This is a genomic window from Dyella koreensis (assembly GCF_044904565.1).
Taxonomy (GTDB): domain Bacteria; phylum Pseudomonadota; class Gammaproteobacteria; order Xanthomonadales; family Rhodanobacteraceae; genus Dyella_D; species Dyella_D koreensis.
Genome location: NZ_JADIKD010000012.1, coordinates 876,624 through 900,516, shown reverse-complemented (window position 1 = coordinate 900,516; position 23,893 = coordinate 876,624). Strand labels below are relative to the sequence as shown.

27 protein-coding genes and 6 tRNA genes are annotated in these 23,893 nt (G+C 62.9%); 17 read left to right on the top strand and 16 right to left on the bottom strand.

Annotated elements, in window-relative coordinates; translation table 11 throughout:
- The first annotated feature begins 128 nt into the window (after positions 1-128).
- Positions 129-1,805: an amidohydrolase gene (locus tag ISS97_RS19030; RefSeq protein ID WP_379984606.1), complete on the top strand. Its 1,677-nt coding sequence runs from the start codon at positions 129-131 to the stop codon at positions 1,803-1,805.
- A gap of 43 nt (positions 1,806-1,848) precedes the next feature.
- Here the strand turns inward: ISS97_RS19030 and ISS97_RS19025 are convergent, their stop codons facing one another.
- On the bottom strand, positions 1,849-2,436 hold the full coding sequence (locus tag ISS97_RS19025; RefSeq protein ID WP_379984607.1) for an FMN-dependent NADH-azoreductase: 588 nt from the start codon (positions 2,434-2,436) through the stop codon (positions 1,849-1,851).
- Positions 2,437-2,551: 115 nt separating this feature from the next.
- On the opposite strand from ISS97_RS19025, the gene ISS97_RS19020 reads away from it, so the two are divergent.
- From ISS97_RS19020 to ISS97_RS19010, 3 genes are read left to right on the top strand one after another with little or no spacing between them, the layout of a single operon-like run.
- Positions 2,552-3,517: a LysR substrate-binding domain-containing protein gene (locus tag ISS97_RS19020; protein WP_379984608.1), complete on the top strand. Its 966-nt coding sequence runs from the start codon at positions 2,552-2,554 to the stop codon at positions 3,515-3,517.
- A 49-nt stretch (positions 3,518-3,566) separates the two neighbouring features.
- Positions 3,567-4,712, top strand: coding sequence for a pyridoxal phosphate-dependent aminotransferase (locus tag ISS97_RS19015; RefSeq protein ID WP_379984609.1), 1,146 nt, complete (start codon positions 3,567-3,569; stop codon positions 4,710-4,712).
- The gene (locus ISS97_RS19010; RefSeq protein WP_379984610.1) at positions 4,700-5,503 is read left to right on the top strand and encodes an amidohydrolase; all 804 of its coding nucleotides are present in this window, start codon (positions 4,700-4,702) and stop codon (positions 5,501-5,503) included. Before ISS97_RS19015 ends, ISS97_RS19010 begins: the two co-directional genes overlap by 13 nt.
- Positions 5,504-5,538: 35 nt before the next feature.
- Here the strand turns inward: ISS97_RS19010 and ISS97_RS19005 are convergent, their stop codons facing one another.
- Positions 5,539-6,084, bottom strand: coding sequence for a Smr/MutS family protein (locus tag ISS97_RS19005; protein ID WP_379984611.1), 546 nt, complete (start codon positions 6,082-6,084; stop codon positions 5,539-5,541).
- A 121-nt stretch (positions 6,085-6,205) separates the two neighbouring features.
- Between ISS97_RS19005 and ISS97_RS19000 the strand changes: the two genes are divergently transcribed.
- The 5 genes from ISS97_RS19000 to ISS97_RS18980 all read left to right on the top strand — a co-directional run bounded on the left by ISS97_RS19000 (position 6,206) and on the right by ISS97_RS18980 (position 10,171).
- Positions 6,206-6,847 carry an NADPH-dependent F420 reductase gene (locus ISS97_RS19000; RefSeq protein ID WP_379984612.1) on the top strand — a complete coding sequence of 214 codons (642 nt, stop codon included), beginning with the start codon at positions 6,206-6,208 and terminating at the stop codon, positions 6,845-6,847.
- 106 nt (positions 6,848-6,953) lie between these two features.
- Positions 6,954-7,745: a 5'/3'-nucleotidase SurE gene (gene surE / locus ISS97_RS18995; protein WP_379984678.1), complete on the top strand. Its 792-nt coding sequence runs from the start codon at positions 6,954-6,956 to the stop codon at positions 7,743-7,745.
- A 1-nt stretch (position 7,746) separates the two neighbouring features.
- On the top strand, positions 7,747-8,427 hold the full coding sequence (locus ISS97_RS18990; RefSeq protein ID WP_090451372.1) for a protein-L-isoaspartate(D-aspartate) O-methyltransferase: 681 nt from the start codon (positions 7,747-7,749) through the stop codon (positions 8,425-8,427).
- A gap of 28 nt (positions 8,428-8,455) precedes the next feature.
- Positions 8,456-9,064, top strand: coding sequence for a YqaA family protein (locus ISS97_RS18985; protein ID WP_379984613.1), 609 nt, complete (start codon positions 8,456-8,458; stop codon positions 9,062-9,064).
- Between the two features lie 66 nt (positions 9,065-9,130).
- The gene (locus ISS97_RS18980; protein ID WP_379984614.1) at positions 9,131-10,171 is read left to right on the top strand and encodes a peptidoglycan DD-metalloendopeptidase family protein; all 1,041 of its coding nucleotides are present in this window, start codon (positions 9,131-9,133) and stop codon (positions 10,169-10,171) included.
- A gap of 82 nt (positions 10,172-10,253) precedes the next feature.
- On the opposite strand, the gene ISS97_RS18975 is transcribed toward ISS97_RS18980, so the two are convergent.
- Both ISS97_RS18975 and yhbY read right to left on the bottom strand, forming a co-directional pair.
- Complete coding sequence (locus tag ISS97_RS18975) at positions 10,254-10,631, bottom strand: Mth938-like domain-containing protein (protein ID WP_379984616.1); 378 nt, start codon at positions 10,629-10,631, stop codon at positions 10,254-10,256.
- A 7-nt stretch (positions 10,632-10,638) separates the two neighbouring features.
- A complete protein-coding gene (gene yhbY / locus ISS97_RS18970) occupies positions 10,639-10,935 on the bottom strand; it encodes a ribosome assembly RNA-binding protein YhbY (RefSeq protein WP_379984617.1) in 297 nt (98 codons plus the stop codon).
- An 83-nt stretch (positions 10,936-11,018) separates the two neighbouring features.
- Here yhbY and rlmE point away from each other — a divergent pair, with 83 nt between their 5' ends.
- The 8 genes from rlmE to ISS97_RS18930 all read left to right on the top strand — a co-directional run bounded on the left by rlmE (position 11,019) and on the right by ISS97_RS18930 (position 15,121).
- A complete protein-coding gene (rlmE, locus tag ISS97_RS18965) occupies positions 11,019-11,669 on the top strand; it encodes a 23S rRNA (uridine(2552)-2'-O)-methyltransferase RlmE (RefSeq protein WP_379984679.1) in 651 nt (216 codons plus the stop codon).
- Entirely contained in the window at positions 11,666-13,615 is a 1,950-nt protein-coding gene (gene ftsH, locus ISS97_RS18960; protein ID WP_379984618.1) for an ATP-dependent zinc metalloprotease FtsH, read from the top strand. The genes rlmE and ftsH overlap by 4 nt, the downstream gene beginning before the upstream one ends.
- Before the next feature lie 281 nt (positions 13,616-13,896).
- Positions 13,897-13,973: transfer RNA gene (locus tag ISS97_RS18955), tRNA-Arg, on the top strand.
- Between the two features lie 172 nt (positions 13,974-14,145).
- Positions 14,146-14,222 (top strand) — tRNA-Pro (locus ISS97_RS18950).
- A gap of 25 nt (positions 14,223-14,247) precedes the next feature.
- A tRNA-Arg gene (locus ISS97_RS18945) sits at positions 14,248-14,324 on the top strand.
- 17 nt (positions 14,325-14,341) lie between these two features.
- Positions 14,342-14,418: transfer RNA gene (locus ISS97_RS18940), tRNA-His, on the top strand.
- 15 nt (positions 14,419-14,433) lie between these two features.
- Positions 14,434-14,509: transfer RNA gene (locus ISS97_RS18935), tRNA-Lys, on the top strand.
- Positions 14,510-14,680: 171 nt separating this feature from the next.
- Positions 14,681-15,121: a YybH family protein gene (locus ISS97_RS18930; protein ID WP_379984619.1), complete on the top strand. Its 441-nt coding sequence runs from the start codon at positions 14,681-14,683 to the stop codon at positions 15,119-15,121.
- 92 nt (positions 15,122-15,213) lie between these two features.
- On the opposite strand, the gene ISS97_RS18925 is transcribed toward ISS97_RS18930, so the two are convergent.
- The 12 genes from ISS97_RS18925 to ccmA all read right to left on the bottom strand — a co-directional run bounded on the left by ISS97_RS18925 (position 15,214) and on the right by ccmA (position 23,873).
- Positions 15,214-15,299 (bottom strand) — tRNA-Leu (locus tag ISS97_RS18925).
- A gap of 25 nt (positions 15,300-15,324) precedes the next feature.
- A complete protein-coding gene (locus ISS97_RS18920; RefSeq protein WP_379984620.1) occupies positions 15,325-15,906 on the bottom strand; it encodes a cysteine dioxygenase family protein in 582 nt (193 codons plus the stop codon).
- A gap of 68 nt (positions 15,907-15,974) precedes the next feature.
- The gene (gene metX / locus ISS97_RS18915; protein ID WP_379984621.1) at positions 15,975-17,078 is read right to left on the bottom strand and encodes a homoserine O-acetyltransferase MetX; all 1,104 of its coding nucleotides are present in this window, start codon (positions 17,076-17,078) and stop codon (positions 15,975-15,977) included.
- Positions 17,079-18,113, bottom strand: a complete 1,035-nt coding sequence (locus ISS97_RS18910; protein ID WP_379984622.1) for a tetratricopeptide repeat protein — start codon at positions 18,111-18,113, stop codon at positions 17,079-17,081.
- The gene (locus ISS97_RS18905; protein WP_379984623.1) at positions 18,110-18,604 is read right to left on the bottom strand and encodes a cytochrome c-type biogenesis protein; all 495 of its coding nucleotides are present in this window, start codon (positions 18,602-18,604) and stop codon (positions 18,110-18,112) included. Before ISS97_RS18905 ends, ISS97_RS18910 begins: the two co-directional genes overlap by 4 nt.
- Positions 18,604-19,146 carry a DsbE family thiol:disulfide interchange protein gene (locus tag ISS97_RS18900; RefSeq protein WP_379984624.1) on the bottom strand — a complete coding sequence of 181 codons (543 nt, stop codon included), beginning with the start codon at positions 19,144-19,146 and terminating at the stop codon, positions 18,604-18,606. The genes ISS97_RS18905 and ISS97_RS18900 overlap by 1 nt, the downstream gene beginning before the upstream one ends.
- Positions 19,143-21,119 carry a heme lyase CcmF/NrfE family subunit gene (locus tag ISS97_RS18895; protein ID WP_379984626.1) on the bottom strand — a complete coding sequence of 659 codons (1,977 nt, stop codon included), beginning with the start codon at positions 21,117-21,119 and terminating at the stop codon, positions 19,143-19,145. Before ISS97_RS18895 ends, ISS97_RS18900 begins: the two co-directional genes overlap by 4 nt.
- Positions 21,116-21,583: a cytochrome c maturation protein CcmE gene (gene ccmE / locus ISS97_RS18890; protein ID WP_379984627.1), complete on the bottom strand. Its 468-nt coding sequence runs from the start codon at positions 21,581-21,583 to the stop codon at positions 21,116-21,118. Before ccmE ends, ISS97_RS18895 begins: the two co-directional genes overlap by 4 nt.
- Before the next feature lie 22 nt (positions 21,584-21,605).
- Positions 21,606-21,788: a heme exporter protein CcmD gene (ccmD, locus tag ISS97_RS18885; RefSeq protein WP_379984628.1), complete on the bottom strand. Its 183-nt coding sequence runs from the start codon at positions 21,786-21,788 to the stop codon at positions 21,606-21,608.
- On the bottom strand, positions 21,785-22,543 hold the full coding sequence (locus tag ISS97_RS18880; protein ID WP_379984629.1) for a heme ABC transporter permease: 759 nt from the start codon (positions 22,541-22,543) through the stop codon (positions 21,785-21,787). The genes ccmD and ISS97_RS18880 overlap by 4 nt, the downstream gene beginning before the upstream one ends.
- A gap of 8 nt (positions 22,544-22,551) precedes the next feature.
- The gene (ccmB, locus tag ISS97_RS18875; RefSeq protein ID WP_379984630.1) at positions 22,552-23,238 is read right to left on the bottom strand and encodes a heme exporter protein CcmB; all 687 of its coding nucleotides are present in this window, start codon (positions 23,236-23,238) and stop codon (positions 22,552-22,554) included.
- Positions 23,235-23,873 (bottom strand): cytochrome c biogenesis heme-transporting ATPase CcmA, encoded by a 639-nt coding sequence (gene ccmA / locus ISS97_RS18870; RefSeq protein WP_379984631.1) that lies wholly within the window; start codon positions 23,871-23,873, stop codon positions 23,235-23,237. Before ccmA ends, ccmB begins: the two co-directional genes overlap by 4 nt.
- Positions 23,874-23,893: the final 20 nt, after the last annotated feature.

The window sequence follows — 23,893 nt, the reverse complement described above, 5'->3', positions numbered from 1 at the left end:
AGGGATAGAGACCTGCGTTGCACGAAGGCTCCGGCGGAAGGGGCCGGATGACTACGCTCCGCCTTCGGCGCTTGTTTCACCCCAGTGATCTGGGCAAAGTGCGGCGATCTATCTGACGGATGCCGCTCATGTCGATGTCGATCCGCCGCGCCCTGGTCGCGGTACTGGCGATGGCTGTGCTGCCGTTGCAGGCGACCACCTTGTTGGTCAACGCCCATATTCACACGTTGGATCCCGACAAGCCGCAGGCTACCGCGCTGGCCTGGGGCGATGACGGCCGGTTGCTCGCCGTGGGCACTACCAGTGAATTGCAGGCGCAGTATCGCGATGCCAAGTCGGTGGATGCGCACGGCGCCACGGTCATCCCGGGGCTAATCGATGCGCATGGACACCTGCTCGGGCTGGGTGTGCTGCGCAGCCAGGCGGACCTGGTTGGCGCGCGTTCCAAGGCGGAAGTGGTCAAGCGCTTGCAAGCCTGGGCGGCTTCGCTGCCGAAGGACGCATGGGTGCTCGGTCGCGGTTGGGATCAAAACCTGTGGCCTGAGAAATCTTTCCCGAGCGCGGCGGACCTGGATGCGGCCTTTCCTGATCGGCCGGTTTATCTGGAACGTGTCGATGGCCACGCTTCCTGGGTGAATACGGCAGCGATGAAGCGGGCGAAGAAGTCGCTGGATGGCGACTGGCAGCCGGACGGCGGACGCATCCAGCGCGTGGGCACGCGGGCCAGTGGCGTATTGGTGGATGGCGCGCAGGATTTGGTGCAAAGCGCGATTCCGCCGATGACTCCGGCGCAGACGCGCGAGGCTTACAAGCATGCTTTTGACGATGCCGTGGCGACAGGCCTTACTGGCGTGCATGACGCTGGCGTGAGCCTGGACGACTTCAAAGTGCTGCAGCAGATGGCGAAGGATGGCGAGATCCCGCTGCGCCTCTATGAAATGGCCGACGGCAATCACGCCGCGCTGGATTGGCTGTGCGCGCAAGGCGGGCAGTGGATCGATCCGAGCGGCCGCCTGCGCATGCATACGGTGAAGCTCTATATGGATGGCGCCCTGGGCAGCCGTGGCGCCGCCTTGTTGAGCGACTACAGCGACGATCATGGCAACAAGGGCATCTTCGTCACGTCGCCAGAGGACTACCGCGTGGCGGTGGCGAAGGCGCGTGGCTGCAAAGTACAGGTAGCGACGCACGCGATTGGCGACCGCGGCAACCGCATGGTGCTCGACACCTATCAGGCGGTGCTGGGCAAGGATGCGGAGACGGATCATCGCTGGCGCGTGGAGCACGCGCAGATCGTGGCGCTGGATGACATTCCGCGCTTCGCCACATTGCATTTGATCGCGTCGATGCAGCCGACGCATGCCACGTCGGACATGCCCTGGGCCGCGCAACGCCTGGGTACCGAGCGTTTGAAGGGCGCTTATGCGTGGCAGCGCTTTCTGCACGAGCGCGTGCCGCTGGCCTTTGGCTCGGATTTCCCGGTGGAAAGCGTGAACCCGATGCTGGGTCTGTACGCCGCGATCACCCGTCAGGATCTGGCGGGCCAGCCGCCGGGCGGCTGGTTGCCGGATCAGAAGGTGAGTCGCATCCAGGCGCTAGTGGGCTTTACCCGTGCGGCGGCTTATGCGGGTTTCATGGAGCGAGAGGTGGGCATGCTCAAGGCGGGCATGCGTGCGGACTTCGTGTTGCTCAACGCCGATCCGCTGACCATCGAGCCGCGACAGATCGCCGACCTGAAACCCCTCAGTACCTGGGTGGACGGCAAGGCGGTTTATACCGCCGGAAAAACCGACGCCGCGCGATGACCTGCGCGGCGTTGGCCTGGGGTGGCTTTTAAAGCTGGGTGGATCAGGCGGCCTTGCGGGTTGCCACCACACCGATCGAGGCCTGGGCAGTCTTCAGTGCCTCGGTCTTGTGATCGGCGCTGAGGTTGACGCCTTCAGCCCGGACGAACTCCACATCCGTGATGCCGATAAAGCCGAGCACGGCGCGCAGGTAGGGTTCCTGGAAGTCCACGGCTGCACCGCTGGTGCCTTCGGTGTAGATGCCGCCGCGGCTGGAGGCAATGATCACGCGCTTGCCCTTGGCCAGGCCTTCCGGGCCATTCTCGGTGTAGCGGAACGTTTTGCCGGCGACCAAGACGCGGTCGAGCCAGGCTTTCAGCGCGCTGGGAATGCTGAAGTTGTACATCGGCGCACCCACCACGATGACGTCGGCGGCCAGGAATTCCTCCATCACCTCGTTGCCCAGCAGGGCAGCGGGATCAGCGGCGTCCGCCACCGGAGTCCAGTGCGGCAGTGGTTGAGCGACCAGGTCGCGATAGATGACTTCCAGGCCCGGCTGTTCGCGGACCAGCTCGGCTACGATGGCGGCGGTCAGGCCGCGGGAAACGGAGTGGCTACCCAGGGAGCTGGAGTCGATATGCAGCAGTTTCATGGCAATTCCTCGATCACGAGCCGGTCTGGCCGGCGACGGGAATAACGATATACTTGGAACAATGGCTCGATAAGTCGGCCTGTTCTGAACTAATTGTTCGAAAATGGGAACAGTGATGATCGTACTGGATGGCGCCCTGCAGGATTTGAACGACCTGTATTTCTTTGCCTCAGTGGTCGAACACGGTGGTTTTTCCGCCGCCGGCCGTGCGCTGGGTGTCCCCAAGTCGCGCCTGAGCAAGCGCATCGCCCAACTGGAGGAGCGCCTCGGTGTGCGTCTGCTGCAACGGACCACGCGCCGCTTCGTGGTGACGGAAGTCGGCGAGCGGTTCTACACGCATTGCCGTGCCGTGCTGGAAGAAGCGCGCGCCGCGCAGGATGCGGTGGACGAGTTGCGCGCCGAGCCGCGTGGCGTGGTGCGCGTGAGCTGTCCCAATTCGCTGGCGCAGACCATCGTGGCGCACGTGCTGCCCGACTTCCTGGCGCAGCATCCGAAGGTGCAGGTGCGATTGCAGGCGACCAACCGTCGCGTGGATTTGATTGGCGAGGGTTTCGACCTCGCCATCCGCGTGCGTAGCAAGCTGGATACCGATGCGACGCTGGTCATGCGTACGTTCGGTCAGTCGCGTGTGCTGCCCGTGGCTAGTCCGGCCTTGCTCAAGCAGGTGGGGCGCCCGCAGATGCCGTCGGATCTCTCGGCGATCCCGGCGCTGGCCATGAACGAGCATGAGGGTGCGCAGAGTTGGGAGCTGATCGGCGCCGACGGCGAGCGTGTCGTGGTGGACATCCAGCCGCGCCTGATCTGCGGTGACTTTGTGGTGCTGCTGGAAGCGGCGCGGCGCGGCATAGGCATCACGCTGTTGCCGGAATTCGTGTGTGCACCGGCGATCACCCGTGGCGAGCTCGAAGTAGTGCTGCCCGACTGGAGCGTGCCCGAAGGCACCATGCACTTTGTCTACCCCAGCCGCCGCGGCCTGTTGCCCGGCGTGCGTGCCTTCGTCGACTTCCTGGCCGAGCGGCTGCCTTCCGCCACGCTGCAGAAGCATGAGGAATGCAGCAAGCGCCCGCTGCCGGAAGTGTGATCGATGGGGCGTGCTAGCATTCCGTTTGGCCTTCCAAATCCCTGAGCCCATGCATATCGAAACCAAGCTTCCGAAGGTGGGGACCACCATCTTCAGTGTGATGAGTCAGCTCGCGCTGGAACATAAGGCTGTCAACCTGGGGCAGGGCTTTCCGGACTTTGAGCCGCCGGAAGCATTGCGCGATGCGATCACCCGCGCGATGGCCGAAGGCCGCAACCAATATGCGCCGGGCATCGGGCTGGCGCCGCTGCGCGAGCAGATCGCGCTGAAGACCGAGCGCATGTATGGGCGCCGCATCAATGCCGATACGGATGTGACGGTGACCTCCGGCGCTACCGAGGCCCTGTTCGCCGCTATTGCTGCCGTCGTGCGTGCGGGCGATGAAGTGATCGTGTTCGACCCGGCGTACGACAGCTATGAGCCGGCCATCGACCTGCAGGGTGCGAAGGCCGTGCATATCCCGCTGACGGTGCCGAGCTTCGGTATCGACTGGCAGCGCGTGCGTGATGCGATCACGCCGCGTACGCGGATGATCCTGATCAACAGTCCGCACAACCCGTCGGGTGCGGTGTTGTCGGCGGACGATCTCGACACGCTGGCGGCGATCGTGCGCGACACCGAGATTGTGGTGCTCTCTGACGAGGTGTATGAGCACATCGTGTTCGATGGCGCGCAGCATCAGAGCGTGCTTCGCCATGCCGAGCTGGCCGAGCGCAGCATTGTGGTGTCGTCGTTTGGCAAGACTTACCACTGCACCGGCTGGAAGCTCGGTTATGCGGTGGCGCCGAAAGCGCTGTCGGCCGAGTTCCGCAAGGTGCATCAGTACCTCACGTTCTGCACCTTTCACCCGGCGCAGTTGGCGTTCGCCGAATTCATGGCGAGCACGCCGGAGCACTATCTGGAATTGCCGGCCTTCTATCAGGCCAAGCGTGACCGTTTCCGTGCGCTGCTCAAGCCGTCGCGGCTGAAGTTGCTGGATGTGCCAGGTGGTTATTTTCAGTTGGTGGACTACTCGGCGATTCGCGATGAGTCGGATGTTGCGTTCTGCGAGTGGCTGGTGAAGGAAGGCGGCGTGGCTGCGATTCCTTTGGCGCCGTTCTATGAAACCGCTCCTGATACGCGTCTGGTTCGCCTGTGCTTCGCCAAGAGCGACGCCACCATGGAAGCCGCCGCGGAGCGCCTATGCAAACTCTGAAAGTGAGTCTGGTGCAGGGTGCCACACGGTGGCACGACGCACCGGCCAATCGCGATTACTACGGTGCCCTGGTACGCAGCGTGGCCGGACAGAGCGATTTGATTGTGTTGCCGGAGACTTTTCTTTCCGGTTTCAGCAACGACACGCGTGCCAGTGCCGAGACCATGGACGGCGAAGGCGTGGCCTGGCTACGTGCATTGGCCGGCGAAGTGGATGCTGTCATCTGCGGCAGTCTTGCCATTCGCGAAGGCGACACGGTGTACAACCGTCTGCTGTGGGCACGACCTGACGGCAGCTATGCGCAATACGACAAGCGGCATTTGTTCCGCATGGCTGGCGAGCACACTCGCTATGGTGGCGGCAACGAGCGACTGATTGTCGAGCTGAAGGGCTGGCGCATCTTGCCGCAGGTTTGTTACGACCTGCGTTTCCCGGTATGGCTGCGCAACCGCCGTCTGGAAAGCGCGGCGGGTGGTATGGATTACGACCTCGCATTGTTCGTGGCCAATTGGCCGGCGCCACGTCGTCAGCCGTGGCGCACGTTGTTGCGCGCGCGGGCGATCGAGAACCTGAGCTACGTGATCGGCCTGAATCGCGTTGGCGTGGATGGCAATGATCTGCCCTATGCGGGCGACAGCGCCGTGCTTGATCCGGTGGGCGAGCCGTTGGTGGAGCTGGGCTCACAGGAGCAGGTGGTGACGGTGACGATCGATCCCGCGCCACTGCTGGCTCACCGCGAGCGGTTCCCGGCGTGGATGGACGCAGACGAGTTCTCGCTGCGTATGGAGTGATGCATGGCAGGTTGGGGTGTGGCTCCGGCCTGCGGCTACGCTTTCAATAAGACCACCACGGCACCGGTGCCACCTTGCATCGGCCTTGCCGAAGCAAAGGCAATCACGTCGTCACGCCGTCTTAGCAGACGGTCGGTCAATACCTTCAACACCGGCCCGCTCGCTTTCGAGCGCAGGCCCTTGCCATGCACGATGCGCACACAGCGCAAGCCGTTGTGACGTGCCTCAGCGAGAAAGTCGGCGATGGTGGCTTGCGCTGCCGCGGCATTCATTTGGTGCAGGTCGATATCGTCCTGCACGCTGAACTGGCCGCGCTTGAGTTGTTTGAGCAGTTTCGGCGGATAGCCGTCGCGCAGGTAGCTCAGCTCTTCGCCGACCTCCAGTACGCCCGGATCAAAAGCCATATCGAGCAGCTCGCCCGGCACCGCTGCTTCATCGGCTTCCAGCATGTGCGGGTGCGGTTCCGGCTTGGGTGTGGCTGGCGGCGGCTCAACCGGGTCGAGCCGGCGCACCTCGCCGATAGCCTCGCGGAACAGGCGGGTATCGTCGTCGCTGATAGGGGAAGGCGGGCGGCGTTTCATGGCAGGCATCCTAACCAAGATGGACTGCGCCGACGCGCCGACGGTTCCGTGACCGTGGTGCTGGCAGGCTGGCCGGTGCGGGTGCAAGCTGCCTGTCTATCTGCGCAACCGGGAGTCGGATATGAAGGTTGGGATTATCGGGTCCGGTGTGGTGGCTGAAACGCTGGCTAGTGGCTTTATCAAGCACGGGCATCAGGTCATGCTGGGGACGCGCGAGGTGGCAAAGCTGGAGCCGTGGCTTCAGGCCAACCCGGGTGGCCGCGCTGGCGGCATGGCGGAGGCGGCGGCCTTCGGCGATTTGGTGGTTCTGGCCGTCAAGGGTGGCGCGGCCAGGGATGCGCTCTCCCTGGCGGGCGCGGATCATCTGGTAGGCAAGTTGGTCATCGACGCCACCAATCCGATCGCGGATCGGCCGCCGGTGAACGGTGTTCTGTCGTTCTTTACGACACTGGACGAGTCACTGATGGAGCGGCTGCAGAAGGCCTTTCCGGCGGCACGTTTCGTCAAGGCCTTCAATTCGGTGGGCAACAGGCAGATGGTCAATCCGGCCTACCCGGGCGGAAGACCCAGCATGTTTATTTGCGGCAATGACGATGCGGCGAAGCAGGTGGTGCGCGGCATTCTCGATCAGTTCGGCTGGGAGACCGCGGATATGGGCAAGATCGAAGCCGCCCGCGCCATCGAGCCGCTATGCATGCTGTGGTGCATTCCGGGCCTCCTGCACAACGAGTGGACGCATGCTTTCAAGCTGCTGCACACGTGATCGCGGCCGTGAAACCATCGGCCCGCTCGGGTAGACTTCGGGGTCTACGGAGCGCGCCGGGGAGCTTGCGGGCGGCGTGCCGGATATCAGCTTTGAACGGATCATGATGCGAGTTCTTGTCAGTAACGACGATGGCGTGGATGCAGTGGGCATCCGCGTGCTCGCCGAACGCCTGAGTGCGGTCGGCCAGGTCACGGTGGTGGCTCCTGATCGCGACCGTTCCGGCGCCAGCAACTCGCTCACGCTCGATGCGCCGATCCGCGCCTTGGAGATGGATAACGGTTATTACCGCGTGGCGGGCACGCCCACCGACTGCGTGCACCTGGCGCTGGCGGGCATGCTCGACTACGAGCCGGATATCGTGGTGTCGGGTATCAACAACTCGGCCAATCTCGGCGATGACGTGATCTATTCGGGCACGGTGTCGGCCGCGATGGAGGGGCGCTTTCTCGGCTTGCCGGCCATCGCCGTATCGCTGGTCAGCAAGGATCACAAGGGCGAGCACTACGACTCGGCGGCCAGGGCCGTGCTGCTGCTGATGGAGCGCCTGCTGGTCGATCCCCTGCCGGCGGACACCATTCTCAACGTCAACGTGCCGGACCGGCCGTGGGACGAGATCCGTGGCTTCGAGGTGACCCGGCTTGGCAAACGCCATCGTTCGGCGCCTTGCATCAAGCAAACCGACCCGCGCGGCAAGACCATCTGGTGGATTGGCCCGGCGGGCGATGTGGATGATGCCGGTCCCGGTACTGATTTCGACGCGGTACGGCGCGGCTATGTGTCCGTCACTCCGATTCATGTCGATCTGACCCGTTTCCAGGCATTGGAAAAGGTAAGCAGTTGGGCTCACGTGCTGTCTGACGGCATGGCGGCCAAAACCGATGACGAGGCGGCCTGAGGTGAACGTGCATCCGTTGCCGCCATCCGCACTCAAGGGCGAGGGAATGACCTCGCAGCGCGCACGCGATCGCCTCGCGACCAAACTCAAGGAAGAGGGGATTCGCGATCAGCGCGTGATCGACGTGATCCGCAATCTGCCGCGTCATCACTTTATTGACCAGGCGCTGCACTCGCGCGCTTATGAGAACACCGCATTGCCGATCGGTCACGGCCAGACCATTTCGCAGCCGTGGGTCGTGGCGCGGATGACTGAGGCCTTGCTTGAGTTCGGTATGCCGCAGAAGGTGCTGGAAGTGGGGACTGGCTCGGGCTATCAGGCCGTGGTGCTGGCTTCGTTGGTGCCTCAGGTGTTTACGGTGGAGCGCATTGAAGAGCTGCTGCGCCAGGCGCGCCGCCGCTTTCGTCAGCTAGGGCTGACCAACATTCGTTCGCGCCATGACGACGGCAAACTGGGCTGGCCGGATGAGGCGCCGTTCGATGCCATCATCCTCACCGCAGCCGGTGATGCGATCCCGACGCAGCTGCTCGATCAGCTGAGTCCCACGGGGGTGTTGGTGGCGCCGGTAGGTTCGCCGAGCCACCAGACGTTGATTCGCATGCGCGGTGACGGGCAGGGCGACTTTATCCAGGAAGAACTCGGTGCGGTGAGTTTCGTGCCGCTGCTTGGCGGCATCGGTTGATGCGCCACCTCCATCAAGGAAGCGCCTGATGCGCCTGTTTGGAACGCTGTACGCCCGTGCTCTTACCTGGGCGCGTCACCCCCGGGCTGTGTATTACCTATGTGGCCTGAGCTTCGTCGAAGCTTTCATCTTCCCGATCATGCCGGAGGTGATGCTTGCGCCGATGATGCTGGGCAAGCGGCACAAGGCGTTTTTCTACGCCAACATCAGCTTGCTGTTCTCGCTGCTTGGTTCGTTGGTGGGTTATGCGCTGGGGCATTGGGCGTTCCAGGCGCTGCATCCTGTACTCGATGCGCTGCATTTGCTGGCGCCGATCGAGCAAGGTGTAGAGAGCCTGCGAGCGCAGATGAATACGCATTGGATCGGCCTATTGGTGGTGCTGGCGCTGGCGGCGCTGCAGCCGGTGGTGCCGATGAAGTTTGTGACCTGGGCGGCGGGCATTGTTGGCGTGCCGATCATTCCGTTTCTGGTTTGCGTTGCCGTGGGGCGCGGCAAGCGCGTGTGGCTGCTGGCGCTGCTGATCCGCCTGTTCGGCGAGAAGGCCGAGCGCGTCCTGCATAAGCACATTGAGCGCATCGGCTGGGCGGCCATCGTGATCCTTGCCTTGTTGCTGGTGTGGTGGATCTGGCTGCGCTGAACGCTTGGTGCTAACGGTAAGGTAGGCCCGCATGAAAATGCCGTTACGGCTGGGTATGCTGCGCGCATGAATGGATATCTTCGTTTTCTCGCTCCCATCGCGGCCGCTCTGACGCTGGCTGCCTGCGTATCGCCCCGCAGTTCGGTGGTAGTGGAGCCAGCCGGCAGCGGACGCGGGCAAACAGTCAGCCCGGCGGCAGCGCGTGCCGCCGCGCCGGGCGGCACGTATCAGGTAGTGAAGGGCGACACCCTTTACTCCATCGCATTCCGCAAGGGCGTGGATTTCCGTGACCTGGCGTCCTGGAACGGTATCGCGGCGCCTTACACGATCTGGCCGGGCCAGACGTTGAAGCTGTCCTCTACTGGTGCGGCATCAGGCACTGGGGCGAGTCGTCCTGCCGTTGCGGCAGTGGCATCGCATCCCGCTACGGCGGTCTCCCAGGCACCGGTTGCGGCTCACCCGACAGCTGCGGCTAGTCCGGCGCCGGGTTTCCAGACGGTTCCTCCACCGGCTCCAGTGAGCTCACATGGCGCCTCTCCGTCTCCGGTTAGTGCGCCGACTGCTCCGGTGGCTGCGGCACCGGTAGTTGCGGCTACTGCAGTGACCACGGGCACAACACCGGCGAGTGCCACGTCGGTTGTACCGGTGGCCGGTGCGCCCACGCCTACACATGCCCCGCCCCCGGTGGCCACACCGCCTCCAGCTCCGGTGGCATCGGGCGCGACTCGCTCAAACGGTGGCGTCAATTGGCGCTGGCCGGCGGACGGCGGCCTGGGCAAGCGTTTCCAGAGTGGCGATGCGATTCCGGGTATCGAAATTCTCGGCAAGTCGGGCGATCCGGTGCGCGCCGCGGCTGACGGCGTGGTGGTGTACAGCGGCAACGGCCTTGTCGGCTACGGCGAGCTGGTCATCATCAAACACAACGACAGCTTCCTGTCGGCCTATGGGCACAACAGCAAGCGGTTGGTGAAGGAAGGTCAGCGCGTGAGCGCCGGGCAGCAGATCGCCGAGATGGGCTCGACCGGTTCGACCAGGGATGAGCTGCAGTTCCAGATCCGCCGCGACGGCAATCCGGTTGACCCGATGGGCTATCTGCCATCGCGATAACGGTAAGAGCCCACCCTGCGGGCGACTCGGTATAACCACTGCTTCGTAGGTTTCGCCCACAGGGTGGGCTCCTACGAAAAGCTCAGTTCTGGGGCAGGATAAAGGCAGCGACCACGCGCCGGTGTTCGCCGGCCAGCAAGTCGTAGGTGCGTGCGGCGGCAGCGTTGTCCATCACTTCGATGCCGACACCCTTGCGCAGGAAGCCGGCCATAAAGGCGGCTGCCGGAAACACCTGGCGTTCGCCGGTGCCCAGGATGACTACTTCAGGCTGTAGGGCCAGGATGGTCTCGACGTGTTCTGCGTCGAGCTCGCCGGCGTGAGTGACCGGCCAATCCTCAATCGTGCGGTCCGGAGCCAGCAACAGGCTGCGGGTGAACTCGCGGTCGATCACGGTGATGCTGCGGGCGCCGACGCGGCGCACGAACAGGTATTCGCCAGGACGGTCGAGTGAGAGATCCATAGGCGGCTTAGCGGGGCAGGGCGAGCTTGGGTTCGTCTTCGTTGCGGCGGAACAGCACCACGATATGGCCGATCTGCTGCACGTTCTCGGACTTTGTGCCTTCGGCGAGGAAGTTGATCTGCGCGTCGCGCTCTTCCTTATCGCCGCCCGACAGCTTCACCTTGACGAGCTCATGGTGCGACAGGGTCTGGTCCAGCTCTTTGAGCACGGCATCGGTAGCGCCCTTGGCGCCGAGCAGGATCAACGGCTTCAAGTCGTGGGCGAGGCTGCGCAGGTAGCGGCGCTGCGAAGGGGAAAGGGCCATGCGTTCAGTCTCGGATTCGCGGCGAATGGACCGTAAAGGGTATCATGCGGACCATTCTCCCCGTATCTGTGGCCGTTGCCGACATGTCTCGCAGCAAAAGCAGTTCCCGCTGGCTGCGGGAGCATTTCGATGACGTCTATGTGAAGAAGGCCCAGGCCGAGGGGATGCGTTCGCGTGCGGCCTTCAAGCTTGAGGAGTTGATCGATCGCGACCGTCTGCTCAAGCCAGGCATGCGCGTGGTCGATCTGGGGGCCGCTCCCGGGGGCTGGTCCCAGCTGGTGCGCCAGCGGATGGGCGACAACGGCACCATCATCGCCATGGATATCCTGCCTATGCAGGGTATTGGCGGGGTTGAGTTCCTGCAGGGCGATTTTCGCGAGGAATCTGTGCTGCGCGAGTTGGAGTCCCGCCTGGACGGCCAGAAGGTTGATCTTGTGCTGTCCGACATGGCCCCCAATATGAGTGGTGTCGCGCTGGCCGATCAGATCCGCGCCATGGATTTGGCCGAGCTGGCGCTGGATTTCAGCCGCCAATGGCTGAAACCTGGCGGTTCTTTCCTGATCAAGCTGTTCCAGGGAGCTGGCTTCGACGATTACTTACGTAGCTTGCGCGTGGAGTTTTCGCGCGTAACTATGCGTAAACCAAAGGCCTCCCGCGCCCGTTCGCGTGAGGTATATGCACTGGCCACAGGAAAAAAGGTCAGTGACGGTCAACCGGGCGAGAACCGTGCATGAACGAAATGGCTAAAAATCTGTTGCTCTGGCTGATTATCGCCGTGGTGTTGCTCACGGTGTTTCAGAGCTTCAACCCGCATGGCGCATCGTCGTCCGATCTGCCGTACAGCAGCTTTGTGCAGAGCGTGGACAACGGCAACGTCGCCACCGCCATGATCAGCGCGGATCAGCCGGCCAGCATCAGCGGCAAGCTAAAGGATGGCAGCTCGTTCCGCACCGTCGCGCCGGTCTTGGGCTTCTCCACCAACTCGGTGGTCAAGCAGATGCAGGACAAGGGCGTGGAGGTGCGTCAGGAGCCCTCCAATAATGGCTTCTCGCTATTGGGCCTGTTGCTCAACTGGCTACCGATCATCCTGATCGTGGGCGTGTTCATCTGGTTCATGCGGCAGATGCAGGCCGGTGCCGGTGGCCGCGGTGCCATGAGCTTTGGCCGCTCGCGCGCCAAGCTGCAGGGCGAGGACCAGATCAAGGTCAATTTTAGTGACGTCGCTGGTTGCGATGAGGCCAAGGAAGAGGTCGGCGAGCTGGTTGAGTTCCTGCGCGACCCGGGCAAGTTCCAGAAGCTCGGCGGCAAGATCCCGCGTGGCGTGCTGATGGTGGGCCCGCCGGGCACCGGCAAAACCTTGCTTGCCAAGGCGATTGCCGGCGAAGCCAAAGTGCCGTTCTTCTCGATTTCCGGTTCCGACTTCGTCGAGATGTTCGTCGGCGTCGGCGCGAGCCGTGTGCGCGATATGTTCGAGCAGGCGAAGAAGCACGCGCCGTGCATCATCTTTATCGACGAAATCGACGCCGTCGGCCGCCATCGTGGCGCCGGCCTGGGTGGCGGTCACGACGAGCGCGAGCAGACGCTCAATCAGTTGCTGGTAGAGATGGATGGTTTCGAAGGCACCGAGGGCGTCATCGTCATCGCTGCCACCAACCGCCCTGACGTGCTCGATCCCGCACTGCTTCGCCCCGGCCGCTTCGACCGTCAGGTGGTAGTGGGCCTGCCGGACGTGAAGGGCCGCGAGCAGATACTCAAGGTGCATCTGCGCAAGGTGCCGACAGCCGCTGACGTCGATCCAATGACTATCGCGCGCGGTACGCCGGGCTTCTCGGGCGCCGATCTCGCCAACCTTGTTAATGAGGCTGCGCTGTTCGCCGCGCGCGAGAACGCTCGCGACGTGCGCATGAGTCATATGGACAAGGCGCGCGACAAGATCCTGATGGGTACCGAGCGTCGCTCGATGGCGATGAGCGAGGATGAGAAGAAGCTCACCGCATATCACGAGGCAGGGCACGCCATCGTGGGTCGCCTGGTGCCGGAGCATGACCCGGTCTACAAGGTCACCATCATCCCGCGCGGCCGTGCGTTGGGTGTCACCATGTATTTGCCGGAAGGCGACAAATACAGCATGAACCGCGTGGCGATCGAGTCGCAGCTGTGCTCGCTCTATGGCGGTCGTGTGGCCGAGGCGCTGATTTTCGGTGAGGACAAGGTCACCACAGGTGCTTCCAACGATATCGAGCGCGCCACCAAGATGGCGCGCAACATGGCGACCAAGTGGGGTCTGTCCGACAAGCTTGGTCCGATGACCTACGGTGAGGAAGAGGATGAAGTGTTCCTCGGCCGCGCCGTGACGCAGCACAAGAACGTCTCCAACGAGACTGCGCGCAAGATCGACGAGGAAGTGCGTGAGATTCTTGACCGGGCTTATGCACGCACCAAGCAGCTGCTGACCGACAACATCGACAAGCTGCATGTCATGGCCGATGCGCTGCTGCAGTACGAGACGATCGACGCGCATCAGATCGAAGACATCATGAATGGCCGCATGCCGGGTCCGCCGGCGGATTGGTCCAAGACGGCTTCGTCAGGCTCCACACCACCGCCTCCGCCGCCGCGCGGCGATGCTGGTGCGAAAGTGGGTGACCCGGCTACGCAGAGTCGCCATCCGCTCTCCTGAGAGGTTCCAGCGATCGATGACGAAGAGGGCGGCTGATGAGGCCGCCCTCTTTGCTTATGGTGGCATTAGGAGGAGAGTTGCCCCTAGGCGTCCTTGGTTTGGACGGCTAGAATGCACGGCTCAGGCAAGACCGGTCGTCATCAAGAATGAATAATCTTCGCTCTCGATGAAAAAAATCTGAAAAAAGTATTGACGGCCGCGCTCCGAATCTGAATAATTCCGCTTCTCGCTTCGGCGCTTTCCACTCAGGTGGTTACGCGACAAAGCAAAGGTTTTACAGCGCGCCCGTAGCTCAGTTGGATAGAGTACCAGGCTACGAACTTGGTGGTCGGGAGTTCGAATCTCTCCGGGCGCGCCATTACAACGCGGGGCATGATGTTCGCATCATGGTTCGCGCCGCAAGGCAAAGCATCGCCGTGCGGACCGGACGAAAGATGTGTTCGGTGTGCTTCGATACGGATTGACTGAGCGAAGCGACACCCGTAGCATTTCAAAGCTTCGGCTCGCGCAAGCGATCGAGGGTTCGAAATCGGGGTATAGCTCAGCTTGGTAGAGCGCCAGCTTTGGGAGCTGGAAGTCGTGGGTTCGAATCCCTCTGCCCCGACCAGCAGTTGCTCTGCACCAAGTGCATTGCGCCTGTAGCTCAACCGGATAGAGCATCGGCCTTCTAAGCCGACGGTTGCAGGTTCGATTCCTGTCGGGCGCGCCAATACATCAAGGTTTACGGTGGGCGTAGCTCAGTTGGTTAGAGTACCGGATTGTGATTCCGGTTGTCGTGGGTTCGAGTCCCATCGTCCACCCCAATTCAAAAGTTAGTCGGGCCGTTAGCTCAGCTGGTAGAGCAGTTGACTCTTAATCAATTGGTCGTAGGTTCGAATCCTACACGGCCCACCAAATCGAAAAGCGCTCAGGGAAACCTGGGCGCTTTTTCTTTGGCTCAAATATATCCGTGCATTTTTGTTCTTTAGAACAGGCGCGATTTGCCATCGAAACTTCATAGGCCAGCCGGACCTTGTCGATCCAAGGCTCAACACCTGAAACTAGGTGTTGCACTTGGAGAAGACGATGAGTGATTTCGACAAGCAGGTCATGCAAGTTCTCGAAGGCTACAAAGCAGCGGTCCTCGCCAAGGATGTCGATGCTTTCATCAAGCTCTACAGCCAGAACGTGCGAGTGTTCGACGCCTGGGGCGTCTGGTGCCATCAGGGTGTGATGGAGTGGCGCCAAGTCGTCGAGCAGTGGTTTGCTTCGCTGGGCGAGGAGTCGGTGGCCGTGAGCATGGAGGAAATCCAGATCACTGGCGCGCAGGAATGGGCGCTGCTCAGCGCCATCGTGACTTATGCCGGCATGTCCCTGGCAGGCGAAAGGCTAAGGGCGATGCAGAACCGCCTTACCTGGGGAATGTCGCGAGAAGGTGGCAGCTGGCGGATTGTCCATGAGCACACGTCGGCACCCATAGGCTTTGATGACATGAAAGCCATTCTCGAGCGCAATAGCGCGACTTGAGTATGGCAGTGGAGCCAGCGGCCTTTGCCCGGCATCTTCAAGCGATCTTGATGCACAAAAAAGGGCCGAGCTTTCGCTCGACCCTTTTGATTTGGTACCGGTGATAGGACTCGAACCTACACTCTATCGCTAGAAGCGGATTTTGAGTCCGCCGCGTCTACCATTCCGCCACACCGGCATTGCAGTTGATCATTATGCCGGGTTCAGTGCACCGGGTCGAGACCCAACTGACGGTCGCTACGCTCGTAGCAGTGATTTTCGCCGACCGGCTTGAAGATGGCGCAATGGGTCATCTGGCCGGAATAGATGTGCAGGCTCACCGCCACGGCGTCATCGCTGGGGTTGCGGATGGTGTGGTACTCGTGCGGCGGGATCAGGCTGCCGGCGGAGCCAGGTCCGGCCTGGATCGAGCCGACGGGCTGAAAGCGCCATTCGCCATCCACTTCGCCGAGGCGCTCGTACTGCACCACTTCCAGTGCACCGCTCCATACGCCTTCGACGCACCACATGCCGCAATGGTCGTGGATCGGCGTGCCCTGACCCGGGCCCCAGGTCATCGCTACGACGCAATAGCCGTGCTCATCGCTGCGGTACAGCTCGCGGCGTGCATAGCGCCCCTCGGCGGTCTCGAAGACACAGTCAGGCAGCTTTACTTCATTGCCGCGGATCAGCCGGCACAGGCTGTTGCGCAGGCTGTCGGTGATCTCGGGCGTGGTGGGTTTGCTGACGGCGGTATCGATGGCGTCGATGAGCTTGCGATAGCCGGGGAATTCCAGGGTGAGCATGACGTTCTCGGTTAGCGTTGTTGCCGCAACATCTTAGCAGCGGCCGGGCCCATGGGTAGGAAGGGCGTTCAGAGTCGGGTGAGGAAGCCACCGATCGCACGGCTGTAGTTCTCGATATCGACCAGGAAGGCGTCATGGCCCTGTGGGGAGTCCAGCGCGACGAACTCGACCGCGGCGCCGGCTGCCTTGAGTCCTTCCGCGATCTGTTCCTGCTGCTCCAGCGGGAACAGGATGTCGGTACTCACGCCAATCACCATAGCGCGCTCGATCTGGATGCGCTTGAGTCCTTCCGGGATGCTGCCCTCGCCGTATTCGGCGATGTCGAACCAGTCGCTGGCGCGCGAGAGGTAGAGGTAGCTGTTTGGGTCGAAGGTGCGCACGAAGCGTTGCGCGTGTCCCTGCAGGTACGACTCCACTTCAAATTCGAAACCGAACGGATTGTCGTCACGCTGTTCGGCTTCAAGACGAATGCGCGCGAAGCGGCCGTTCCACTCCATGGCTGAGCGATAAGTGATGACGCCGAGCTTGCGCGCAATGCTCATGCCGGTATCGGGGTAGCGCTGGTCGTCGTACTGGCCATTGTTCCAATGCGGATCCAGGCGGATCGCTTCGCGCTGCAGCGAGCGGATGGCAATGGCGAAAGGCTGCGCCTGCGGCGCAGTATCCACACTGATATGCGCGCGTACGCTGCCGGGGTGAAGCAGCATGTAGGCCAGTGCGCTCATGCCGCCCATCGAGCAGCCGATCAGGCAGGCGAGTTGTTCGATGCCCAGACCGCTGATCGCGGCGTGCGCGGCGTTGGCCACATCTTCCAGGGCAAGCTCGGGAAAGCTCAGCCGATAGGGTTGACCAGTCGCCGGATCAATCGATGCGGGGCAGGTGGAGCCTTTGTCGCTTCCCAGCGAGTTCACGCAGATAACGAACCAGCGCGAGGTATCGATGGCTTTGCCTGGCCCGATCATGGCCTCCCACCAGCCCTGGGAGGGATCGATGTCGTTAGACGCCGCATGCGCGCTCGGCGAAAGGCCGGTAAGGATCAGCACCGCGTTGTCGCGGGCCTTGCTCAGCTCGCCCCAGGTTTCATAGGCAACGCGGGCGCCGTGTAATTCGCCGCCTCGCTTCATGGGGAAGGGGGAGGGCAGATCGAAGTAGCGGCGCGCGTCGTGAGTCATTCAATGAACCTTGTCGATGCTGATCTTGACTGGCGTTCGTGTGCCGACATCGACCACGCCGGCGTCACCTTCCAGATCGCCCGGCTGCGGCATGGCTTGCCCGCTCCTGCTGATGCGGGCGCCCACAAACACCCGCGGCACGGAGGAAAGCTTGAGCTGTGGTGTCATGCCCATCGCATCCGTTAGCGTAACGGTGGCGGGCAGCGCAGTTGCATCGAGCTTGGCTACGGCCAGTGGCATGGGCGGGCCCTGCTCGGCGCGCGCGTAAACGAAAAGAGTGTCGCCGCTGGTGAGCTTGTCCTTCAGAGCTGGCGATAGCACAACCTGCACCTGCAGTGCGGGACCTTCAACGGTGGATGTCGGCGCCGGCTTGCCGCCTGCGCGTGCATCTGCCACCGCGATTTGCTCCGCGACGGCCTGGGCAACGGTAGAGCCGGGTTCGAGCAGTGGTTGCAGCTTGCGCCAGGTGGCGGCGGCTTCCGCATAACGGTCGTGCTGGAAATCACTGATGCCGAGCAGCCACAGGCCGCGCTGACTGTCCGGCTCCTGTTTCACTGCGCGTTCGAGCAGCTCCAGCGCGCGACCATCGATGCGATGATCCGGGCGCACTATCGAATCGGTCTCGGCCCAGCCGATCATCGCGACGGTGCTGCTGGCATCGAGGCGCAGCACCTGGTCGTAGGCGTCGCGGGCTTCGCCGGGCTTGCGCATGGCGCTATAGGTTTGCGCGAGCAACAGCCAACCCTGTACGTCATCCGGTTTCTGTTCGAGGTGCTTGCGCAACTCGGTGACAGCCTGGTCGATATTGACGGGCTGTTCGGTCTGCGCGACGACGCCATTCAGTGCGACCGGCGTGCCCACTAGCAGATAGAGACCCACCGCACCCAGCGGCAACACAAACGCCACGGTCAGCGCCAGCGCGAAGATGCCGCGTGGCCGCCCCATGCGCCGTCCTTGCCGAATCAACGGCAGCAATAGCAAAGCCAGCGCCACGGCAATCATCGCCGCGGCGGCAATGTAGAAAGCTAGCTTCACCAGTCGTCCCCTTCGTCATTCGCGCCGCTGTTCGCCGCCGCCGGCGCCTGGTTGTTGCGGGTCCGTTTGCGCACGGTCACTACCACCACACCGGCACCAGCCAGCAGGATCAGCAGCGGGCCGAACCACAGCAGCAAGGTGCTTCGTTCCACCGGCGGGTCGTACAGCACGAATTTGGAGTAACGGTCGACCAGATACTGCTTGATCTCATCGTCGCTCTTGCCGGTTTGCATCAGCTGGAATACCTCGTGACGCAGGTCGCGTGCGAGGTCAGCGTTAGAGTCGGCAAGGTTCTCGTTCTGGCACACCATGCAGCGCAACTGACGGGTGAGCGCCTGAAAACGGACTTCCTCGGCGTGATTCTTGAACGGCAGCGGATCAATGGCCTGCGCAAACAGTGCGCCGCAGAAGAACAACAGCAGAAGCGCGCTCTGTGCACGATGCCGGAAGCGGCGTTCTACAGGGCGGTTGCCCACAGGAAGATGCCTCATCACGGCGTCTCCTTCGCGAGCGCGGCAATGGCTGGCTTCAGTTCCTTCTCGATGACTTCAGGCGTGAGAGGTCCGATGCGCTTGTAGCGGATCACCCCCTTAGCATCGACCAGGAAGCTCTCAGGCGCGCCATACACGCCGAAATCGATAGCGGTGCGGCCTTCGCGGTCGGCGATGATCAGGCTGTAAGGATTGCCGTGGCGCGCCAGCCATGCCTTCGCATCATCCGGCTCGTCCTTGTAGTTGTAGCCGACCAATGGCACGCCGATGCGCTGAGCTTCGCTCATCAGCACCGGATGTTCCTCACCACAGGCAATGCACCAGCTGGCGAAGACATTGATCAAGTAGGGTTTGCCGAGCATCGAGGCTCGGCTGACGGTTTGTGCCGGGTCGTCCAGTTTTGGCAGCACATACGCCGGCGCAGGCTTGTTGATCAGCGGAGAGGGAACTTCGCGCTGATCGTGCTGCGTATTCCACCAGATGCCAAAACCGAACAGCGCCACCAGCAACAGAAACCCAAAGAACGGAATCAGGCGGCTCATGCACGAGACTCCTGGACCACCGCCGCGGCTACGGGTTCGGTAGCAGCGACGCGTCGTGTGCGGAAGCGGCGATCGGCTGCACTGAAGAAACCGCCTAGCATCATCAGCAGGCCGCCCGCCCAGATCCAGCGCACGAACGGCTTGTGATACAGGCGCAGCGCCCAGGCGCCTTCGGGATCCTTGCGGTCCATCGGCTCACCCAGCGCAACGTACAAATCGCGTGTTACGCCGGGATCGATAGCCGACTCGGTCTGCACCTGCCCGCGTGTATAGGTGCGCTTTTGCGGATGCATCACGGCGATCTCGCGGCCGTTGCGCGATACCGTGACCACGCCCTGGTCACCGTGCCAGTTCGGACCTTCGGTGACATGCACACCGTCGAAGCGGAAATCGTAGCCGCCGATGCTCTGGGTCTGGCCGGGCGCCATGCGCACGTCGCGCTCCACGCTCAACGACTCGGTCAGCAGCACACCGGCAAGGAATACGCCGACGCCAAAGTGCGCTAGCAGCATGCCGGCCATCTCTGCCGGATAGCGGCGGCCGGCCGGCATCTCACGCCAACGCTTGACTACATAGAGCAAGGTGCCGACGCCGCACCAGACAGCGGCAGCTGTGCCTGCAATGGCTTTCATCTGCCAACCGGTCACGAAGGCGGCAGCGATGGCGCAAGCCACTGCGGCCAGGCCGGCGCGCCACAACACTTGTTTCAGCAGTGTTGCTTCGCCTTTGTTGCCCCAGCGCAGATAGGGGCCGAACGGCAATAACAGCACCACCGGCAGCATCAACAGCGTGAACAGAAAACCAAAGTAGGGCGGTCCCACCGAAATCTTGCCGAGGTTCAGGGCATCACCGATTAGCGGGAACAAGGTACCCAGCAGCACCATCGCCGCCGCCACGGTGAGCATCAGATTGCCGATCAGAATCGCGGTTTCGCGCGAGATCGCCCGGAAGGGCTTGCCGCCGGCCACCTTGGGCGCGCGCAATGCATACAGCAGCAGCGAACCGCCGACGACCACGGCAAGGAAGCACAGGATAAACAGGCCGCGCTTCGGGTCAGACGCGAAAGCGTGCACCGAAGTCAGCACGCCAGAGCGCACCAGGAAGGTTCCCAGCAGTGACAGCGAGAACGCAAAAATCGACAGCAGGATGGTCCATGCGCGCAGCGAGCCGCGCTTCTCTGTCACCGCTTGTGCATGGATCAGCGCGGCGCCGACCAGCCATGGCATGAAGCTGGCGTTCTCCACCGGGTCCCAGAACCACCAGCCGCCCCAACCCAGTTCCGCATAAGCCCACCAGCTGCCGGCAACGATACCGGCAGAGAGAAAGCCCCAGGCCACATTGGTCCATGGTCGCGCCCAGCGCACCCAGGCCTGCTCCAGCTCACCGCCGAGCAACGCGGCAATGGAGAACGCAAAAGCCACCGAGAAGCCTACGTAGCCCATGTACAACACGGGCGGATGGAAGGTCATGCCCGGATCCTGCAATACCGGATTCAGATCGCCACCGTCAGGTGGCATCGGCAGCAGGCGTTCGAATGGATTCGAGGTAAACAGAATGAAGGCGAGAAAGCCCACGGCAACCAGGCCAAGCACGCCCAGCACGCGCGAGATGAATACCTCGGGCAGATTGCGACTCAATGCTGCCAGCGCCACCGTCCAGACGTTGAGGATGAAGATCCATAGCAGCAGCGAACCTTCGTGTGCGCCCCACACCGCAGCGAGCCGGTAGTACCAAGGCAAGGCGAGGTTGGAGTTGTCGGCGACGTAGCGCACCGAGAAATCAAAATGCAGGAAGGCCCAGCTCAGCACGCCAAAAGCCAGCGCCACGAACACCGCTTGGCCTGCTGCCGCCGGGCGCGCCACCGCCATCAAGGCGTGGTTGCCGCGCCATGCGCCGATCAGCGGAAGGATGCCCTGTGCTAGTGCCAGCAGCAGGGCCAGGATGAGAGCGAGTTGGCCTAGCTCAGGTGTCATCGCGGTTTGTCCTGCATGGCGGCCTCATCGACCTTTTTGCCTTCGTGTGCTTTGGCCATCGCATCCTTCAGCTCCTTCGGCATATAGGTCTCGTCGTGCTTGGCGAGAACTTCGGTGGCGATGAAGCGCGCGTTGTCCATGTGACCTGTGGCGATCACCGACTGGTTGTCGCGGAACAGATCCGGAAGGATGCCGGTGTACTCCACAGGCATCGCGCCGGTGGCATCGATCACCGTGAAGGTGACCTTGAGCGAATCGCCACTGCGCTGGATCGAACCCGCCTTGACCATGCCGCCGAGACGGAAGGTTTTGTAACTGGTGGCCTCGCCCGATTGCACCTGGCTCGGGGTGAACAGGTAATTCATGTTCTGCTGCAAGGCGAACACGGTGAGGCCGATCGCCACGGTCGCGGCGGCGATGACCAGAAGGACGATGGTGAGCCGGCGTTTGCGGGTTGGATTCATGAAGTCACTCAGCAGCGGTTGCTTACGGCGCAGGGCTGCGCTGTTGCCGCGCGCTCTGGCGCGCGAGGCGGGTACGAAGTTCGCGCAGGTTGCGGCGGCGGCGCAGGCCGGGGGCGAGGTAGTCGGCGATCAGCACGACGAAGAACACGGCATAGGCAGGCCATACATACGCGCCGTAGCCGCCCATGGCGAGGAATGCACTCATCGCTTCGCTTCCTCTTCAGCAATTTGGCGCACCCAGTCCTTGCCACTTTCCATCGCCAGCAGATCGGTGCGCACACGGCCGAACAGGCTGGCGATGTAATAGAACTTGGTGGCTGCCATCATCGTCAGCAGCGGCCACAGCATGTCGCCGCTCATCTTGGAGGGGCCAAGGATGCGCACCGTGGAACCCTGGTGCAGCGTGTTCCACCAGTTCACTGAGAAATGCACGATCGGCACATTGATGATGCCGATGATGGCAAGGAAGGCGGCGGCGCGCGCACCTTGGCGGCGATCCTCGAAGGAGTGATACAGGCCGATCACGCCTAGGTACAGGAACAGCAGCACGAGCTCCGAAGTCAGGCGCGCATCCCAGGTCCACCATGTGCCCCACATCGGCTTGCCCCACAGCGAGCCAGTGACCAAGGTAATGAAGGTGAAGGCCGCGCCGATCGGCGCCGATTCCATTGCCACCACCTCAGCCAGCTTGATGCGCCACACCAGGGCGATGAACGAGGCAATGGCCATCACGCCATAGACGAACAGGCTCATCCACGCGCTGGGCACATGGATGAAGATGATCCGGTAGGCATCACCTTGCTGATAGTCGGCCGGGGCGAGCACCAGGCCGCCATATAGCGCCGCCGCGCCGAGCAGCAGCGCAAGCGCCATCGCCCAGGGCCGCAGTGTGCCGGCGAAGCGGTAAAAGATCGGCGGCGAGCCGAGCTTGTGCAACCAGAGCGGGATCCAGTTCGCCATATCGAGTGTCAGGCATCCAGGGCAATGCGGAGAGCGGCGGCGCAGGCCATCGGCGCCAGCACCAGAGCCAGGGCCAGGGCTGCGCCCAGCCAGGCAATGGGTGCAAGCCAGGGCAACCCCTGTTGAGCTGCCGCCACCGCGCCAGCGGCGAAGATGACCACCGGTACGCAAAGCGGCAGCAACATCAAGGCCAGCAGCATACCAGAGCGCCGGGTACCGGCCGTCAGCGCCACCAGGATGGCGCCGAGCAAGCTGAGCAGCGGCGTGGCCAATAACAAGGCGAGCAGCAGCACCGGCATCACGGCTGCCGGTAGATGCAGCATGCCGGCGAGCAGGGGCGCGATCACGATCAGGGGCAGTGCGGTGGTCAGCCAGTGCGCGAGGATCTTCATACCCAACATCAGCGCCAGCGGCTGGGGGGCCAGCACGAGCTGCTCCAGCGAGCCGTCCTCGATATCGCTGCGGAACATGGCGTCCAGCGCCAGCAGCATGGCCAGCAGCACGGTGACCAGCACAACACCGCTGGCGATCCGTTGCAGCAACGCATCTTCGGGTCCGAGCGCGAACGGGAACAGCGTGGCGACGATCAGCGCATACAGCACCGGCATGGCGATATCGCCGCGGCGGCGCCAGGCCAGCGTGAGATCGCGTCGCAGCAGCGCGGCGCAGGCGGGGGCGAGCGGCGCCTGGTTCATGCGTGCATCCGGATGCGTCTTGGCTCGCCGCTCAGGAAACTCACCGCGCCATGGCTGGTGACCAGCGCGGCACCACCGCGCGCCGCGTGTTGTTCAAGCAGGCGATTGACCAGTTCGATACCGGTGCGGTCGAGGTTGGCGTAGGGCTCGTCCAGCAGCCACAGCGTGGCGGGCAGCAGCAGCAGGCGAGCCAGAGCGGCGCGCTTCTTCTGGCCAGCCGAGAGGCGGCGCACCGGTTCGTCTTCGTAGCCGGGCAGGCCGACGTCGCCCAGCACCTGGTTTGCGCTGGCGCCATCGCGAACCCCGTAGAGGCCGCTGGCTATCGCCAGGTTCTCGCGGGCACTGAGATCGCCCTTCAGGCCAAGGTGGTGTCCCAGGAACAAGGTGTCTCCGAGGTGCTCGTCGCGCTGCCAGCGCGCACCGCGCCACAGCAGCTCGCCTTCGTCGATATGCAGCAAACCGGCCAGGACGCGCAGCAGGGTGGTCTTGCCGCTGCCGTTGTCGCCCTCCACCAGCACCACTTCACCCTCGTGCAGGCGAAAGTCCAGCGGGCCGAACACAGGTTCGTCCTGGCGATAAAAGGACAAGGCCCGCGCTTCCAGAAGGAGCGGGGACTGGGCGGACGGAGCAGTCATCCGTGCGATTGTCCGCAAAG

Bases quoted from the DNA above. Each gene is read 5' to 3' on its own strand.
- ISS97_RS19030 (WP_379984606.1), top strand. From the start codon at position 129: ATGTCGATGTCGATCCGCCGCGCCCTGGTCGCGGTACTGGCGATGGCT.
- ISS97_RS19025 (WP_379984607.1), bottom strand. From the start codon at position 2,436: ATGAAACTGCTGCATATCGACTCCAGCTCCCTGGGTAGCCACTCCGTT.
- ISS97_RS19020 (WP_379984608.1), top strand. From the start codon at position 2,552: ATGATCGTACTGGATGGCGCCCTGCAGGATTTGAACGACCTGTATTTC.
- ISS97_RS19015 (WP_379984609.1), top strand. From the start codon at position 3,567: ATGCATATCGAAACCAAGCTTCCGAAGGTGGGGACCACCATCTTCAGT.
- ISS97_RS19010 (WP_379984610.1), top strand. From the start codon at position 4,700: ATGCAAACTCTGAAAGTGAGTCTGGTGCAGGGTGCCACACGGTGGCAC.
- ISS97_RS19005 (WP_379984611.1), bottom strand. From the start codon at position 6,084: ATGAAACGCCGCCCGCCTTCCCCTATCAGCGACGACGATACCCGCCTG.
- ISS97_RS19000 (WP_379984612.1), top strand. From the start codon at position 6,206: ATGAAGGTTGGGATTATCGGGTCCGGTGTGGTGGCTGAAACGCTGGCT.
- surE (WP_379984678.1), top strand. From the start codon at position 6,954: ATGCGAGTTCTTGTCAGTAACGACGATGGCGTGGATGCAGTGGGCATC.
- ISS97_RS18985 (WP_379984613.1), top strand. From the start codon at position 8,456: ATGCGCCTGTTTGGAACGCTGTACGCCCGTGCTCTTACCTGGGCGCGT.
- ISS97_RS18980 (WP_379984614.1), top strand. From the start codon at position 9,131: ATGAATGGATATCTTCGTTTTCTCGCTCCCATCGCGGCCGCTCTGACG.
- ISS97_RS18975 (WP_379984616.1), bottom strand. From the start codon at position 10,631: ATGGATCTCTCACTCGACCGTCCTGGCGAATACCTGTTCGTGCGCCGC.
- yhbY (WP_379984617.1), bottom strand. From the start codon at position 10,935: ATGGCCCTTTCCCCTTCGCAGCGCCGCTACCTGCGCAGCCTCGCCCAC.
- rlmE (WP_379984679.1), top strand. From the start codon at position 11,019: ATGTCTCGCAGCAAAAGCAGTTCCCGCTGGCTGCGGGAGCATTTCGAT.
- ftsH (WP_379984618.1), top strand. From the start codon at position 11,666: ATGAACGAAATGGCTAAAAATCTGTTGCTCTGGCTGATTATCGCCGTG.
- ISS97_RS18930 (WP_379984619.1), top strand. From the start codon at position 14,681: ATGAGTGATTTCGACAAGCAGGTCATGCAAGTTCTCGAAGGCTACAAA.
- ISS97_RS18920 (WP_379984620.1), bottom strand. From the start codon at position 15,906: ATGCTCACCCTGGAATTCCCCGGCTATCGCAAGCTCATCGACGCCATC.
- metX (WP_379984621.1), bottom strand. From the start codon at position 17,078: ATGACTCACGACGCGCGCCGCTACTTCGATCTGCCCTCCCCCTTCCCC.
- ISS97_RS18905 (WP_379984623.1), bottom strand. From the start codon at position 18,604: ATGAGGCATCTTCCTGTGGGCAACCGCCCTGTAGAACGCCGCTTCCGG.
- ISS97_RS18900 (WP_379984624.1), bottom strand. From the start codon at position 19,146: ATGAGCCGCCTGATTCCGTTCTTTGGGTTTCTGTTGCTGGTGGCGCTG.
- ISS97_RS18895 (WP_379984626.1), bottom strand. From the start codon at position 21,119: ATGACACCTGAGCTAGGCCAACTCGCTCTCATCCTGGCCCTGCTGCTG.
- ccmE (WP_379984627.1), bottom strand. From the start codon at position 21,583: ATGAATCCAACCCGCAAACGCCGGCTCACCATCGTCCTTCTGGTCATC.
- ccmD (WP_379984628.1), bottom strand. From the start codon at position 21,788: ATGAGTGCATTCCTCGCCATGGGCGGCTACGGCGCGTATGTATGGCCT.
- ISS97_RS18880 (WP_379984629.1), bottom strand. From the start codon at position 22,543: ATGGCGAACTGGATCCCGCTCTGGTTGCACAAGCTCGGCTCGCCGCCG.
- ccmB (WP_379984630.1), bottom strand. From the start codon at position 23,238: ATGAACCAGGCGCCGCTCGCCCCCGCCTGCGCCGCGCTGCTGCGACGC.
- ccmA (WP_379984631.1), bottom strand. From the start codon at position 23,873: ATGACTGCTCCGTCCGCCCAGTCCCCGCTCCTTCTGGAAGCGCGGGCC.